Origin of the sequence: Flavobacterium terrisoli (assembly GCF_030167905.1) — a bacterium.
In the GTDB taxonomy this organism is placed as follows: Bacteria; Bacteroidota; Bacteroidia; order Flavobacteriales; family Flavobacteriaceae; genus Flavobacterium; species Flavobacterium terrisoli.
Map to the genome: position 1 here is coordinate 1 of NZ_JARGNA010000009.1, position 15,935 is coordinate 15,935.

Annotated in this window: 16 protein-coding genes; 9 read left to right on the forward strand and 7 right to left on the reverse strand. The window is 37.7% G+C overall.

Features of this window, described 5'->3' with window-relative positions; all coding sequences use genetic code 11:
• Positions 1 to 512: 512 nt before the first annotated feature.
• Positions 513 to 1,184, reverse strand: coding sequence for a DUF4294 domain-containing protein (locus tag P1K33_RS13120; protein WP_284653444.1), 672 nt, complete (start codon positions 1,182 to 1,184; stop codon positions 513 to 515).
• An 82-nt stretch (positions 1,185 to 1,266) separates the two neighbouring features.
• Between P1K33_RS13120 and P1K33_RS13125 the strand changes: the two genes are divergently transcribed.
• Positions 1,267 to 2,355: a M42 family metallopeptidase gene (locus tag P1K33_RS13125; RefSeq protein ID WP_284653445.1), complete on the forward strand. Its 1,089-nt coding sequence runs from the start codon at positions 1,267 to 1,269 to the stop codon at positions 2,353 to 2,355.
• Between the two features lie 74 nt (positions 2,356 to 2,429).
• Here P1K33_RS13125 and P1K33_RS13130 read toward each other — a convergent pair whose 3' ends face one another.
• The 5 genes from P1K33_RS13130 to P1K33_RS13150 form a co-directional block, all read right to left on the reverse strand.
• Positions 2,430 to 2,915: a hypothetical protein gene (locus P1K33_RS13130; protein WP_284653446.1), complete on the reverse strand. Its 486-nt coding sequence runs from the start codon at positions 2,913 to 2,915 to the stop codon at positions 2,430 to 2,432.
• Positions 2,916 to 3,151: 236 nt separating this feature from the next.
• Positions 3,152 to 3,526 (reverse strand): ankyrin repeat domain-containing protein, encoded by a 375-nt coding sequence (locus tag P1K33_RS13135; RefSeq protein ID WP_284653447.1) that lies wholly within the window; start codon positions 3,524 to 3,526, stop codon positions 3,152 to 3,154.
• 149 nt (positions 3,527 to 3,675) lie between these two features.
• On the reverse strand, positions 3,676 to 4,623 hold the full coding sequence (locus tag P1K33_RS13140) for a phosphoribosylaminoimidazolesuccinocarboxamide synthase (RefSeq protein WP_284653448.1): 948 nt from the start codon (positions 4,621 to 4,623) through the stop codon (positions 3,676 to 3,678).
• Positions 4,624 to 4,705: 82 nt separating this feature from the next.
• On the reverse strand, positions 4,706 to 5,524 hold the full coding sequence (locus tag P1K33_RS13145; protein ID WP_284653449.1) for an SDR family NAD(P)-dependent oxidoreductase: 819 nt from the start codon (positions 5,522 to 5,524) through the stop codon (positions 4,706 to 4,708).
• A gap of 384 nt (positions 5,525 to 5,908) precedes the next feature.
• The gene (locus tag P1K33_RS13150; protein WP_284653450.1) at positions 5,909 to 6,862 is read right to left on the reverse strand and encodes a PhoH family protein; all 954 of its coding nucleotides are present in this window, start codon (positions 6,860 to 6,862) and stop codon (positions 5,909 to 5,911) included.
• A gap of 123 nt (positions 6,863 to 6,985) precedes the next feature.
• Here P1K33_RS13150 and P1K33_RS13155 point away from each other — a divergent pair, with 123 nt between their 5' ends.
• The 6 genes from P1K33_RS13155 (at position 6,986) to P1K33_RS13180 (ending at position 12,872) form a co-directional block, all read left to right on the forward strand.
• A complete protein-coding gene (locus P1K33_RS13155; protein ID WP_284653451.1) occupies positions 6,986 to 7,810 on the forward strand; it encodes an SAM hydrolase/SAM-dependent halogenase family protein in 825 nt (274 codons plus the stop codon).
• A 254-nt stretch (positions 7,811 to 8,064) separates the two neighbouring features.
• Positions 8,065 to 8,361, forward strand: coding sequence for a putative quinol monooxygenase (locus tag P1K33_RS13160; RefSeq protein WP_284653452.1), 297 nt, complete (start codon positions 8,065 to 8,067; stop codon positions 8,359 to 8,361).
• Between the two features lie 123 nt (positions 8,362 to 8,484).
• The gene (gene gldF, locus P1K33_RS13165; RefSeq protein WP_284653453.1) at positions 8,485 to 9,210 is read left to right on the forward strand and encodes a gliding motility-associated ABC transporter permease subunit GldF; all 726 of its coding nucleotides are present in this window, start codon (positions 8,485 to 8,487) and stop codon (positions 9,208 to 9,210) included.
• Positions 9,210 to 10,892: a gliding motility-associated ABC transporter substrate-binding protein GldG gene (gene gldG / locus P1K33_RS13170; RefSeq protein ID WP_284653454.1), complete on the forward strand. Its 1,683-nt coding sequence runs from the start codon at positions 9,210 to 9,212 to the stop codon at positions 10,890 to 10,892. The genes gldF and gldG overlap by 1 nt, the downstream gene beginning before the upstream one ends.
• A gap of 62 nt (positions 10,893 to 10,954) precedes the next feature.
• The gene (gene dnaN, locus P1K33_RS13175; protein ID WP_176305377.1) at positions 10,955 to 12,073 is read left to right on the forward strand and encodes a DNA polymerase III subunit beta; all 1,119 of its coding nucleotides are present in this window, start codon (positions 10,955 to 10,957) and stop codon (positions 12,071 to 12,073) included.
• 103 nt (positions 12,074 to 12,176) lie between these two features.
• On the forward strand, positions 12,177 to 12,872 hold the full coding sequence (locus P1K33_RS13180) for a Lipl32 family lipoprotein (RefSeq protein ID WP_284653455.1): 696 nt from the start codon (positions 12,177 to 12,179) through the stop codon (positions 12,870 to 12,872).
• Between the two features lie 46 nt (positions 12,873 to 12,918).
• On the opposite strand, the gene P1K33_RS13185 is transcribed toward P1K33_RS13180, so the two are convergent.
• On the reverse strand, positions 12,919 to 13,749 hold the full coding sequence (locus P1K33_RS13185; RefSeq protein ID WP_284653456.1) for a universal stress protein: 831 nt from the start codon (positions 13,747 to 13,749) through the stop codon (positions 12,919 to 12,921).
• A 179-nt stretch (positions 13,750 to 13,928) separates the two neighbouring features.
• Here P1K33_RS13185 and mnmE point away from each other — a divergent pair, with 179 nt between their 5' ends.
• Positions 13,929 to 15,326 carry a tRNA uridine-5-carboxymethylaminomethyl(34) synthesis GTPase MnmE gene (gene mnmE, locus P1K33_RS13190; RefSeq protein WP_284653457.1) on the forward strand — a complete coding sequence of 466 codons (1,398 nt, stop codon included), beginning with the start codon at positions 13,929 to 13,931 and terminating at the stop codon, positions 15,324 to 15,326.
• Positions 15,327 to 15,329: 3 nt separating this feature from the next.
• The gene (locus tag P1K33_RS13195; protein WP_284653458.1) at positions 15,330 to 15,875 is read left to right on the forward strand and encodes a 2'-5' RNA ligase family protein; all 546 of its coding nucleotides are present in this window, start codon (positions 15,330 to 15,332) and stop codon (positions 15,873 to 15,875) included.
• Positions 15,876 to 15,935 lie beyond the last annotated feature (60 nt).

Here is a 15,935-nt window from a genome sequence, read left to right on the forward strand (position 1 = left end):
TCTTTTATTTGTTTTAAATATCACTATTTAAAACGGCTGTCAATTCAATATGTCTATGAACGTATTCTTCTATTCTTTTCGCCAATCTTTCGGTTAGCGGGTGCAAAAGTAACTATTCTTTTTAAACCAACAAGTAATTTTTAAAATATTTTTAAATTTATTTTTTAAAGACTTGATTTTCAAAAAATCAGGGTTGCTAAGATAATTGCTTTTATCTAAACCCACAAATTTTTTATGGCTTATCGTTTATTTTTTTATCAACAAAACTTAAGAACTGCGCTTTAATGCGGGTGCAAAAGTAATACTCTTTTTGGCATTCGCAAATGTTTCACAACTCTTTTTTGGAAGTTTTTTGCAACTTGTTGGTTCTACGGTTTTTGCAACGGAAAGTTTTTTTGATGGTCATCAGGAGTTCAATACAAATCCTGTTTAGCCCCGATTAAAGCGGCACCAAGTAGAGCGGAAAGCGGGAAAATGACCAACTGAAGAAGCCCGAAGATTCGCTCTAAAAATTATTTTTTCAATGCCTTTTTTTCCCAATAATCGGTAAGTTCATCAATATCAACCGGATTGGCTGGTTTTTGACGAACCAGTCTACCTCGATTAAAAGCCCTTTCAAGAATAGATTCTATCAGGAAGTCTTCGTTAACCTCATAAGGAGCATATTTTGTTTTGAGGTTAATATCAAAAAGTTTTGCGGTGTTGTTAGACCAAAAAGCTTTCCAACCGCTTTTGTAATCTTTAATAAGGTCAAAAGTGGTGTGGCCGGTTTGTCTGTGGATGAGCTTGACTAAAATTTGCCCTTGTTTTCTGGAGAGTTTCTTTAATTGTCCTGTGAATTCATTTTCCATGTAGTCTTCGACAATCTTGAAGTATTTCTTTTTCTCCTTATTGGTTTTCATTTTATCCATGTTTTTATTCAGCAACGTCAATCTGTCGGCTGCTGTTTTGGCAAAAGGATATACTTTATAGACTCTGTTTTGAAGTAACAGAAATTGTTTTTTGTCTTCGGCGCTGAGCTTGTCTCTGTAAACAACAACCTCTTCAAGCAAAATAGGATCTTTTACTAAAGTATCGTTTTCATCATTTACAACTTCCTTTTTGGGAATGGAATCTGTGGTAATCTGTGCATTTAAACCAGTTGCAAACAGGAACACAAAAACTAAAAAAAACAACTTTCTCATAGACAATATTTATTAGGGTAAAAATAATAGAATATCCTTAACAACTGTAATGCCAAATTTATATTTTAGCAAAAAAATATTTATGGCAACTAAATCTATACTTACCAAGTCATCGCTTACGTTTTTAGAAAACTATTTGAATAATGCTTCTCCAACAGGATATGAATCTAGCGGACAAAAGCTTTGGATGGATTATCTAAAACCTTATGTGAATACTTTTATCACGGATACTTACGGTACGGCTGTTGGTGTTATTAATCCCGATGCACCTTATAAAGTAGTTATTGAAGGCCATTCGGATGAGATTTCCTGGTATGTGAATTATATTACTGACAATGGTCTTATCTATGTAATAAGAAATGGTGGTTCTGACCATCAGATAGCGCCATCCAAAAGAGTTAACATTCACACTAATAATGGAATAGTCAAAGGCGTATTTGGCTGGCCTGCCATTCATACCCGTAATCGCGGGAAGGAAGAATCAGCTACTTTGCACAATATATTTATTGATTGTGGCTGTTCGAACAAGAAAGAAGTAGAAGAATTGGGAATTCATGTAGGCTGTGTCATTACCTACCCTGATGAATTCATGATCTTGAACGGCAACAAATTTGTATGTCGTGCCATCGACAATCGAATGGGTGGCTTTATGATTGCTGAAGTGGCTCGATTATTAAAGGAAAACAAAAAGAAATTACCTTTCGGTTTATATATTACCAATTCAGTTCAAGAGGAAGTTGGTCTTCGCGGTGCCGAAATGATAACAAAAACCATCAAACCGAATGTGGCCATTGTCACTGATGTTTGCCACGATACAAGTACACCGATGATTGATAAAAAAATCGAAGGTGATCTGGAAATGGGCAAAGGACCTGTAATTGCTTATGCTCCGGCGGTTCACAATACCTTGAGAGATTTGATCGTCAATACGGCTCAGGATAAAAAGATTCCTTTTCAGCGTCATGCTACTTCAAGAGTAACCGGTACTGACACTGATGCCTTTGCCTATAGTAATGGTGGTGTGGCTTCGGCCTTGATTTCACTTCCGTTGCGCTATATGCATACCACTGTTGAAATGGTACATCGCGAAGATGTGGAAAATGTCATCAAACTGATTTATGAAAGTTTGCTGAAAATAGAAAACAACGATTCTTTCTCTTACTTCAAATAATAGTAACCAAAAAAAAGCATCCCGATTAAGGATGCTTTTTCATTTTACATTGCTGTAAAAAATTAACCTAAAACCTATAATTTTAAATCGATTGTAACTGCCATATTGTTGTTACAAGCTTTATTGTTTTGCACTGAACCATTGATTTTTTTGAAATCCAATGGATAGAATTCAGTATCAACACTGCTTTCAATTACCTGGTTGCTTTCGGCGATTCTGTCTTCCAAAGACATTTCCAATGAAATTGGCTGATATGCATCTTCGCCACAAGTTTCAGTAATTAACTTGTTTTCGTTAACCAAATCCTGTGCTGTTTTGGCGTAGTTTGATTGAATTACTGTATTCGGATTAAAAATAGCAGCCTCGTCTCCTGTGTTTTCAAAAGTGATTTTTGAAATTTCGTTTTTTACAAAAGTCAACTGACTTTGTTGCTGAGCGTTTTCTACACTTACTGTAGCTAAATCCTGTTGAACTAAATCCTGAGCGTTTAATTCGTTTCCTGCTTTACCATTTGTGAAATTTAAAACAGCTAGTCCTAAAAAAATGATTGTTGTTTTCATGATGATTGATTTTTTTTTGATGATGATTTTTGGTATTTTCTCCGCTGCGCTCCGAACAATTCGGCTAAAGCCTCGGGTTGTTATTAATATCCTATGCAAATATATGGCTAAAAACTAGTATCTTGTATTGCATAGTACTTAAATTTAACATAATTTTAACTTTTAAACTATTCTAATTGCTTGATTTGGAGGAAAAAGCGTCGTTTACAAAGCAAACGACGCTTTGTTTTTGTTTACTAAACTTGTTTTAGAAATGCTACTGCTTCATTTGCTTTTGAGATTTCAGCATATTTTAAAGCTGTAAAACCTCTGTCATCTTTAGTTTCAGGTCTTGCTCCTTTTTCTAATAAAAGTTTAATGATTTCAACTTTATTATAACGAGCGGCAAGCATTAGTGGTGTAGTTCCGTTTTTGGACTCATTTACATCCGCACCATACTCGATGAATTTTTTAACTGTTTCTAAATCTCCTTTGGCAATAGCGTTACAAAGAGGAGTTGTGTCATACGCTACAACTTCAGTAGGATAAGAAGTTGTTGAAACGTTAGTTGCCAAAGCAACGTTACCAAAAGCTACTAGAGCTAAGCCTGCAAAAATGATTGTTTTTTTCATGATGAATGATTTAAAAGTTATTGATTGCGTATATGACGCCTTAACCCTAACTTTCGTTGCACCAAAAAGTTAACTATAACAAAAATTTAACATTTGGCACAAAAAAACCACGCCTAAACGTGGTTCATAATCTTATGTTTACTGTTCATTTACGATTTCAAAAAACTCAGGACATTTTGCTCAATTCTCTCATTGATATTAGAGATATCGGCTTTTACAAATTTCTCTCCTATGATATTTTCATATAATTCAATATAACGTTCCGAAACCGATTCAATATATTCTTCAGTCATATCCGGTATCTGTTGTCCTTCTTTTCCCTGGAAACCATTCTCGATCAACCAGCGGCGTACAAATTCTTTTGACAACTGCTTTTGTTCTTCTCCTTTGTCTTGTCTTTCTTGATATCCATCAGCATAGAAATAACGCGAGGAATCCGGTGTGTGGATTTCATCAATCAAAACGATTACACCATCTTTGGTTTTGCCGAATTCATATTTGGTATCGACCAAAATCAAACCTCTGCCAGCGGCAATTTCTGTTCCGCGTTGGTACAACGCTCTGGTGTATTTTTCCAAAACCAAATAATCAGCCTCAGAAACAATTCCTTTTTCCAAAATAGCCTCTCGGGAAATATCTTCATCGTGCGAACCATTATCGGCTTTGGTTGTTGGCGTAATGATTGGCGTTGGGAATTTGTCATTTTCCTTTAAGCCTTCAGGCATTGCAACGCCACAAAGCGATCTTCTTCCGGCTGCATATTCACGGGCAGCATGTCCTGAAAGATAACCACGAATTACCATTTCCACTTTAAAAGGTTCGCACAAATGTCCGACAGCCACATTGGGATCCGGTGTGGCAATAAGCCAATTCGGAACAATGTCTGATGTCAGATGCATGAATTTGGTTGCGATTTGGTTTAGGATTTGTCCTTTGTATGGGATGCCTTTTGGCATAACAACGTCAAAAGCCGAAAGCCTGTCTGTAGCAATCATGACCAATAAATCGTCATTGATATTGTAGACTTCGCGTACTTTACCGTGGTAAACAGATTTTTGATTTGGAAAATGGAAATCAGTAGTAGTTAGTGTGTTCATCTTGTTTTTACGTCCTGAACGACTTTAAATAGTTAGTTGTGTGGCGCAAAAATAGTGTGTTTTGAACACAAATACAATTATTTTATTTGGTAAGAACTTTTCTCCTGATGACCACGTTAAACATGCGATACCCTAAAATTTTGTTCAGGTAGCGCATAAAGTTAGCATCAAAACCAATCGTATATTTCCTGAAATTTTTGGATGGATGCTCGGCAATACCATAGATTTTTTCCACTATGTCATTGGTCAGGCTTGAATTTTTGGACGTTTTCTTTTCCAGAATTTCAGAAATCTTATCCATCATATTATTGTAGGATTGTATCTCTGACGGTTTGCCTCTCATTACATTTTTCTGAAAATTGGTATTGGCATTCCCAAACTGAACGGTGCAGACACTGATATTAAACTCCATCAATTCATAGGACATGCACTCTGAAAAACTCTCTACGGCGTGTTTGGTAGAATGGTAAAAGCTGCCCAAAGGCAAATTAACCAATCCGGCAATCGAAGAAATATTGATAAACTGACCTTTCTTTTGTTTTCTGAAATGCGGAATAAAGGCACGACAGATTTTAACCACACCAAGCCAGTTGATGTTCACTATAGAATCAATCTCGGCATCCTCGGAGAGCTCAACAAAACTGCGGTAACCTACTCCGGCATTATTGACAATCACATCGATAGATTGATGATCGGCAAGAATAAGGTCTCTGGCGCTTTCTATGCTTTCCTGGGAAGTAACATCCAATTTATAACAATGAACATTGGGCACGTCATCAAAAACAGTTGTATGGGTATCACAAATCAAAGTGGCAATCACTTTCCAGCCTTTGGCAGAAAAATGTTTGGCGATAATGGAACCCAATCCGCCCGATGCTCCGGTTATAAGTATGGTTTTCAAATTCTTATGCTAAAAATTCATATTAAATGCGGCGCAAATAAACACAAAAATTTATAACAATTTCAAATTTTATTCATTCAATGCTATCTATCCTAAAAAAGATTGGAGCGAAAAGCAGGAATTACATTGCTGTAACCACCAAGCCATTCGCTCCAAATTATTGGTTTTGAAATTTTATTTCCTTTTGATACTCTTTTTAAATAGATAAATAAAAATCATAATTACTAAAACCGGGACTGCAATTACTAACGATATAAACCATACCGGATAAATGTTGGTATGCCAATCCGGAACAACAGAAAAAGCATAATCCCAATTCACAGAATAAATAAAGGCAATAATGATTGCTAAAATTATTCCTAAAACCAGTAGCAGTTTTCTCATCTAGTAATCGTTGTTCTCAATACTCTTATAGGCATCAATTACTTTTTTCACCAAACGGTGACGTACAATGTCTTTGTCATCCAGATAAATGATTCCGATGCCTTCAACATCTTTTAACACCAAAATGGCTTCCTTCAATCCTGAAATTGTACGACGCGGCAAATCTACCTGTCCGGGATCACCAGTGATGATGAACTTGGCATTTTTACCCATACGCGTCAGGAACATTTTCATTTGGGAATGCGTTGTATTCTGTGCTTCATCCAAAATCACAAAGGCATTATCCAACGTTCGCCCACGCATAAAAGCCAATGGCGCAATTTGTATGATGCCTTTCAGCAGATAATCTTCCAAAGTTTGTGGCGGAATCATATCGCGCAAAGCATCATATAAAGGCTGCATGTACGGATCGAGTTTTTCCTTCATATCGCCTGGCAGGAAACCCAGATTTTCACCGGCTTCCACTGCAGGACGTGTTAAAATGATTCTTTTTACTTGTTTTTCCTTCAGTGCTTTTACTGCCAAAGCTACACCAGTATAGGTTTTTCCTGTTCCAGCCGGACCAACGGCAAAAACCATGTCATTTTTATTGACATAATCTACCAGTTTTTGTTGATTAGGAGTCATCGCCTTAATCAGCTTTCCTCCAATACCGTGTACAAGGATTTTATCACTGTCGGGCATGCGTTGCTCTTCCTGCGAATTGCTATGTATGACACGATCAATGACATTGTCATCAATATTGTTATAACGTGTAAAATGCAACATTAATCGGTTAAAGCGGTTTTCGAACTCATCTAACTCTTCTTTCTCTCCGAAAGCTTTAAGTGTGGTGCCTCGGGCTACGATTTTGAGTTTAGGGTAATATCTTTTAATAGTTTCAAGATGGGCATCCTGAGCGCCCCAAAATTCTTTGGGTGCGATGTCGTGTAATTCAATGATACGTTCGTTCAAATGCGGTAGTATTAAATTAAAATAATTCGCTATATATTGTTAGCTTTGTATCCAAATTTAATCAAATAAAAGAATAGGTTTTATTATTTTTGAGCCCAATTTCAACCAAGTTATAAACAATCTATGTCAATAATTACCTTAACCACCGATTACGGATTAAAAGACCACTTTGTCGGTGCTTTAAAAGGTAAGTTATTATCGGAATTCCCTGAAGCAGTTATCATCGATATATCCCACAATATTGATGCCTTTAATATAGCTGAAGCAGCCTACATCATTGATGCCGCTTATGGAAGTTTCCCAAAAGGAACCGTTCACCTGATTGGTGTTGACATCGAATTGACTGCCGAAAACCAGCACATTGCGATGCAATGGAACGACCAATACTTTGTTTGTGCCGATAATGGCATCCTGAGCATGTTAATTCAAAAGATTGTTCCGCAAAAATTGGTCGCCATTAACATACACGACCGATTGCCAAGCGATGCTACTGATTTAGATGTGTTTGTCAAAGTGGCTTGTCATTTGGCCAAAGGCGGTCTGCTTAATGTTATAGGTAAAGAAATAAATGCCATTAAGGAAGTAACCGAAGTGCAGGCTGTTGTTAAGGACAACCAAATAAAAGGATATGTGATATACAGCGACCATTTTGGCAATGCGGTAACCAATATTTCCAAGAAATTATTTTTGGAAATGGGTAAAGGCCGTCCCTATGAGATTGTGTTCAAAGGCCAAACCATTAAAACGATTCTTCCTAAATACTCAGATATTGTGGTGTCTGAAAAATATTCCTGGAAAGATTATGAAGGTGAAAAACTGGCGATATTCAACGAAGCAGGATTTTTGGAGATTGCCATTTTCAGAAGTAATCCTGATACCGTAGGTTCGGCGAGTTCACTTTTAGGATTGCAATACCGAGATATTGTAACCATAGATTTTAAAAATTAGAAAAGACATGTTCATCAGAATAGTAAAAATGAGCTTTCACATTTGATATTAAGAGGAGGAAGCCCTGTGGGCTTCAGGTATTATGAGCTTTAGCTCATTCTTTAAAAAAACAATATATAAAAATGGCTGTATGTTCATCAGAATAGTAAAAATGAGCTTTCACATTTGATATTAAGAGGAGGAAGCCCTGTGGGCTTCAGGTATTATGAGCTTTAGCTCATTCTTTAAAAAAAACAATATATAAAAATGGCTGTATGTTCATCAGAATAGTAAAAATGAGCTTTCACGAAGAAAATATTCCGGCGTTCCTGGAAAATTTCGACAGCATCAAAGAAAAAATACGCGGTGCCGAAGGCAATCGTTTTCTGGAACTTTATCAGGACAAATACAATCCGTGCATTTTCTTTACGTATAGCTTTTGGGAAACCGAAGAAGATTTGGAGAATTACAGGCGTTCGGCTTTGTTTGATGATGTTTGGACCTTTACCAAAAAACTATTCAATGACAAACCCGAAGCGTGGAGTGTCGATAAGTTAGTTTCACTAACTTAAATTATGACCCGAGCACGAAGTGCGAATCGTATGGAGTGAAACGGAATAAATTATTAATTATGAATTATGAGTTGTAAGTTTGGCGTCAAATAACCAAATTACCGCATTAACAAATAAACACAAATGAAATCAATCGCATTACGAGAAATAAAATCCTTTTTTGGTTCGCCCATCGGATATTTGGTGATTGCCATTTTTCTTTTGCTCAATGGACTGTTCCTTTGGGTTTTCGACGGAGAATACAATATATTACAAAGCGGGTTTGCCGATTTGAGTCCGTTTTTCACTTTGGCACCATGGATATTGATTTTCCTGATTCCGGCGGTAACAATGCGCAGTTTTTCGGATGAGAAAAAACAAGGCACCATTGAACTTTTGCTGACCAAACCTTTATCCGTTTGGCAAATCGTAAGCGGTAAGTTCTTAGGCTCATTCCTACTGATTGTAATTGCATTGATTCCAACATTAGTTTATGTTTATGTAATCTCAAGCCTTGGTTCACCCGAAGGCAATATTGATATGGGAAGCACATTGGGTTCTTATTTTGGCCTATTGTTTTTAGTCGCTTCCTACACCGCTATCGGCATCTTTACTTCTACCCTTTCCGAAAACCAAATCGTAGCTTTCCTAGTTTCCGTATTTCTTTGTTTCTTATTCTATTACGGTTTTGATGGCGCTTCAGGATATGTAAAAGGTTTTGAAGATATTATCGCTAAAATCGGAATGGATTATCATTTCAAAAGCATGTCACGCGGCGTATTGGACACTCGTGATATCTTATATTTTGTGAGTGTGGCCTTTTTGTTTTTGTCGTTTACCGTGTATAAATTAAAATCCCTGAAATCGTAATGAGTGCACCAAAAAATAACTTCAAAAAAATAGCCCTTACCATTGCTTTTGTAGTGATGCTGAACTTTGCCGGTCATTTTGCTTTCAAACGATTTGACCTGACTGCCGACAAACGTTATACGCTTTCTGAAACTTCCTCAACCATTGTGAGCGAAGTCAAAGAACCCCTTTATATTGATGTGTTCCTGGAAGGAGAATTTCCGGGAGAATTCAAAAAACTGCAAACGGAAACCCAACAGTTATTGGAAGAATTCAAAGCCGAAAACCCTAATATCATCTTCCAGTTTGTCAATCCGTTGGAAGACGAAGAACAAAGAGACGCCACGCTGCAATCGTTTATCGAACGCGGTTTGACTCCGGTCAATGTAACTGTCAATGACAAAGGCCAGCAAACGCAGGAAGTGGTTTTCCCATGGGCTGTGGCGACTTGTGGCGACCGCTCGGTAAAAGTGCCATTGCTCAAAAATATGCTGGGCGCTTCCACTGCCGAGAAAGTCGTGAGTTCGGTGCAACATTTGGAATATGCTTTTGCCAATGCGATTAATACTGTGGCTAAAGCCAAACAAAAGAAAGTTGTAATTATGAACGGTAACGGCGAATTGGAAGATCGCTATATCGCTGATTTTATCCGTTCAGTAAAAGACAATTATTACATCGGCCCATTTACTTTGGATTCCGTTGCCAAAAGTCCGAATGAGACTTTGAAATACCTGAAAAAATACGATTTGGCAGTGATTGCGAAACCAACAGAAGCTTTTACCGATGCCGAAAAACAAGTGTTGGACCAGTTCATCATCAACGGCGGAAAAACCATTTGGCTGGTAGACCAGGTCAATATGGACATGGACAGTTTATACAACGAAACAGGTTCCTCTTTGGCGTTTCCAAGAGATTTAGGCTTGAACGATATGTTCTTCAAATATGGCGTTCGTTTGCGCCCTGATTTGATTTTTGATTTGCAAAACACACCTATTGCTTTGGCAACGGGCGAGCAAGGAAGCGCCACGCAATACACGCAATATCCTTGGTTTTATTCGCCAATGATTTATCCAACGCTAAACAATCCGATTGTGACCAATCTGGACGGAATCAAATTTGAATTTGCCAGCCCAATTGAGCCATTAGGCAACGACATTAAGAAAACAGTTTTACTCCATTCTTCCCAATACTCCAAACTCATCGGAACTCCGGCACAAGTGAGCCTGAACATGGTTTCGCTTCGTCCTGAACCCAAAGAATTTGTGACCAAAGGTGATTTCCCTGTAGCGGTTTTATTGGAAGGCCAATTCCATTCGATGTATGAAAACCGCGTATTGCCGTTTAAAGACAACACGTTCCAAAATACCGGAAAGAGTAATAAAATGATTGTTATTTCGGATGGTGATGTGATTAAAAACCAATTGGACAAAAACGGCCAACCGCTCGAATTGGGTTATGACAAATGGACCAATAATCTGTATGCCAATAAAGAGTTTATGATGAATTGCGTTAATTATTTGTTGGATGACAACGGACTTATTAACATTCGCAGCAAGGAAGTCGATTTGCCAATTTTGGACAAACAAAAAGTATATGACAACTACACCTATTCGCAGGTCGTAACTGTAGCAGTTCCAATCGTTATCCTATTGTTATTTGGTGTAGTCTTTACCATTTTGCGCAAGCGCAAATACAGCAAGTAATGTTAATAAAAAACTTTTTGAAATCTGTTAGTTTAAGATATATTTGTAAAAAATAAAACGAAATGAAGTTCATAGTATCGAGTTCATACTTATTAAAACAACTACAAGTTTTAGGTAGTGTTATCAACAGCAGCAATACCTTGCCTATTTTAGATAATTTCCTTTTTGAATTAGACAATAAAACCCTAACCGTTTCGGCTTCCGATTTAGAGACCACCATGTCGGCTACCTTGGAAATCGATTCTACCAGCAAAGGCAGCGTAGCTGTTCCTGCGAAATTGTTATTAGACATTCTGAAAACTTTCCCTGAACAACCGTTGACTTTCACCGTGGAGGAAAACAGCACCATTGAAATTAGTTCAAACTCAGGAAAATATGCGATTGCTTATGCTCCGGGTGAAGAATTTCCAAAATCGGTAAGCCTAGACAATCCTTCATCTACAGTAGTTCCTTCAGAAGTATTGGCCACTGCCATCAGCAAAACGATTTTTGCCGCCGGAAACGACGATTTGCGTCCGGTAATGAGTGGTGTGTTTTTTCAATTCTCTCCGGAAGGTTTGATTTTTGTAGCTACCGATGCCCACAAATTAGTGAAATACGCACGTACCGATGTGAAAGCCTCTCAGGTAGCGGATTTCATTATGCCAAAGAAACCTTTGAACATTTTAAAAAGTATTTTAGGAACGTCAGAATCTGATGTGACTATTGAATATAATGACTCTAACGCGACTTTCTCTTTTGACAGTTACGTATTGACTTGTCGTTTGATTGATGGAAAATACCCGAACTATGAAGCGGTAATTCCAAAAGAAAATCCAAACAAATTGATGATTAACAGAGTTTTATTATTGAACTCTGTGCGTCGTGTTGCGATTTTCTCTAACAAAACCACACACCAAATCCGTTTGAAAATTGCCGGTGCCGAATTGAACATTTCAGCCGAAGATATCGATTACTCAAACAAAGCCGAAGAACGTTTGACTTGTGATTACCAAGGTGACGATATGCAGATTGGTTTCAACTCAAGATTCTTATCGGAGATGTTGACCAACTTACAATCGGACGAAATCATGTTGGAAATGTCCATGCCAAACCGCGCCGGAATCTTAACACCAATTGATGGTTTAGATGAAGGAGAAACCGTTACCATGCTGGTGATGCCGGTGATGTTAAACAACTAATATAAACTAACCTTTATACCAAAAACCGTCTCGTTTTAAAAAACAGGCGGTTTTTTATTTTTTTATATATTTGTTTTAAACCAACCATTAAAACAATTATTTTATGAAAAAAAATGTACTCGCAGGATTAGTATGCCTTGCTTTAGGAATGTCGGCTACAGCCCAAAAACTGGATAAGTTTGGAGCCGATTTAGCAAAAAAATCAGTAATGGGAAAAGAAATCAGGGTTCCTTATACTGACATGACCAGTTATTTTGGATTTATCAAACCGGGATCAAAACCTGATGAAGTAAAAGGTGGTAAGAAAATGTATTACATCTATGTTTGGATTCCTGTAGCCGCTCCGGAAATTGGTATCCGAATGATTTCTCCCGTTCCGGACGGAAGTAAAGCAACAGATAAAGACTATGTTTCTGCCGATTATACTGCCAATGCTGCCGATACTAAAAGTTTCTTCGACACTTGGGTAACTTTTGAAAGAGCCGAAGGTATTTTCAAAATTGAAGATGTAGCTGCAAAAGCGAAAACTGCCACATGGACAAAAATTGAATCCAATGATGATTCGGGAGAAATGCCAGCGCAACCTTCGGGAAGCAAATACAATTCGCTGATGAGAATTACAAGCGATACTTCAAATCCGACAAAATCATTAGTGATGGGATTATACCGTATTGGATTCACAACTTACAAAACCGGTGAAGTTCAAGGAAGCTTCCTGGCACAAATGGGCGCTCCGATAAAATTACCGGGCGTTTCCGTAGCGGTTAAACCGGAAGACATTGTAGCCAATAAAAAATAATTACATTAGACTGATAATAAAAAAAGCCCTCAGTTGAGGGCTTTTTTTATTCGTGTAAAACCAACATCGGTGTTTTCAGGTGATAGGATAATTTTTGAGTCGTAGTCGTCGTAAATAATTCCGCAAAGAAGTTTCTTTTATAAGTCAGCAACGCCAACAAATCAATACTTTGGCTTACTAAGAAATCTTCAATCGTTGCTTTTACATCCTCATCAGGAATAATAAAAAACTCAATTTCTTCGTCTTCAAAATGGGATTGCCAACGTTTGATTGTTTCTTCTGTAACATCTGATGACATCGTTTTGACATACAGGCATTTTACTTTGGCCCGGAATTTTTTAGCATAAGACAATACTTTATTCAATGCTTCTATGTCTTTTTCTCTGAAACGGGTTGTAAAGGCTATGGTTTCAATTTTATCAAATTGGGCTTCAGCCGGAACGCTCAGCACCGGAACTCCCACATGGGTAATCACGGAACCGGTATTGGTTCCCAAAAAAGTATCAAACCAACCTTCAGCACCATTGGTTCCCATAACAACCATATTTACACCTTCTTCCGCTACAACTTTTTTGATGTTATACAACAAATCGCCATCCATCAAAAGATGATTCAATACGATATGATCCAGATTTCTTTCTATTGCAATGGCCCTCAACTGAGGCAATTTTTCTTTGAAATGATCAAAATTGGAGAGTTCAATAGTGTCATAAATAGTAGCGTAATTATAAGGTAAAGCCTGAGTGTCAACAACCGGCAAATCAAAAGTATGTAACAAGACCAATTCGGCCTTTAACAGCTTTGCCATTTCCAAGGCATAAACAAATGCATTATCTGAAGTCTCGGAAAAATCTAATGGAACCAGTATCTTTTTCATGATGATACATTTTAATATTTTATCAAATTTACAACTATAAATTTTGAATTAAAATGATAATGGTCAGATTATGAAATATTTAACCAAAGTTTTAAAAAAAATAATACTTGCTAAGTTTTCTTAACTTTGCCACCCGAGACCTTTAGGTCGAATTGTACAAAGTAAAAAAAAAAATTAAAATGATTTCACAGGAAACGATTGTTGCTTTAGCTTCGCCTTCGGGTGCCGGTGCCATAGCTGTAATCCGAATTTCAGGCGCAGCAGCCATTACCATAGCCGAACAGGTATTCCAATCCGTTTCCGGGAAAGCCATCAGCAAGCAAAAAACACATACCATTCATCTCGGGCATATCGTTGATGAAGGCAAGGTTTATGACCAGGTATTGCTTTCTATCTTTAAAAATCCAAATTCCTATACCGGTGAAGACGTGATTGAGATTTCCTGTCACGGCTCGACTTATATCCAACAACAGATTATTCAATTATTGCTGCGCAAAGGCTGCAGAATGGCCCAAGCCGGAGAATTTACCTTACGCGCGTTTTTGAATGGCAAACTCGATTTATCACAGGCCGAAGCGGTTGCCGATTTGATTTCGTCTGATAACGAAGCCAGCCACCAAATTGCGATGCAGCAAATGCGTGGCGGTTTTAGCAATGAAATAGCCAAACTGCGTGAGGAACTGTTGAATTTTGCTTCGCTCATCGAACTCGAATTGGACTTTGCGGAAGAAGATGTGGAATTTGCAGACCGTACGCAATTCAGGGAATTGTTGAGCCGAATTGAGTTTGTCTTAAAACGATTAATCGATTCTTTTGCCGTGGGCAATGTCATTAAAAACGGTATTCCTGTGGCGATTGTGGGCGAACCCAATGTGGGAAAATCAACTTTGTTGAATGCCTTATTAAACGAAGAACGCGCCATTGTTTCAGATATAGCCGGAACAACACGTGATACGATTGAAGACGAATTGGTCATCAACGGGATTGGCTTCCGGTTTATTGATACCGCCGGAATCCGCGAAACCAAAGATGTGGTGGAAAGCATAGGTATCAAAAAAACCTTTGAGAAAATCGAACAGGCACAAGTGGTAATTTATCTTATCGACAGTTCACAATTGACGCTCGACAATGAAAACATCAAAGCGATTCAAATCGAATTGGAGAAAATAAAAAATCAGTTTCCTTTGAAAGCGCTTATCGTTATTGGTAACAAAGCCGATAAACTTTCCGCGGCACAAACTTCAAATCTTAAAACCCAAATCCCGAATATCCTTTTGCTTTCTGCCAAAGAAAAAGAAGGCATTGACGATTTGAAAAACCAATTGTTGTCATTCGTCAATACCGGTGCGCTGCGCAATAACGAAACCATTGTGACCAACACGCGTCATTATGATTCGCTGTTAAAAGCCTTGGAGGAAATCCAAAAAGTACAGTTCGGATTACAGTCCGGTCTGTCTTCCGATTTGATGGCCATTGATATTAAACAGGCGTTGTATTACTTTGGTGAAATTACCGGTGAAGTGACCAATGATGAGCTTTTAGGAAATATCTTTGCCAACTTCTGTATTGGGAAATAAATCATGCCAAAGTATTCTGTAGCCATCGTTCCATCTGAAGAAATAGTGGTATTGGTTGCTCATATCAAACAGGAACTTTCGGAGAAAATCGGTTGGTTCAACAGTAAAAATTCACAGGCTCACATTACGATTCTGGAATTTGAAGCCAACGAAAAAGACATAGAAAAAATCACCAATCCCATCAAAACATTATGTGATACGCTAAAGCCGATAGAAGTAAGCTTTAACCATTATGATGCTTTTCCCAATGGCGCCTTCTTTATTGCGCCAACGGACAAATCCAGAATCGAATTGAAATCGATCATGAAACAGGTAGAAAGCGTAACCAAACACGTGAAAAACGCCTACAGAAGCCATGAGCCACATATCTCTATCGGTCGGAGACTGGATGAAGCCAAGTTAAAAACAGCCATCGAAACATTTACCGATATCAATTTCTCTTTCGAATGCGATGCAATTGCCCTCAGGGTTTTTAATGAAAACCGAAAGCAATTTGCTGTAATTGAAAAATTCCCTTTTAACGACAATCCGAATGAATCCTACGAATAGGAAAAGTTATTCTGACAACCTTATAATTATTTAAAATAGTAGGCTTATATTTGCAAATTA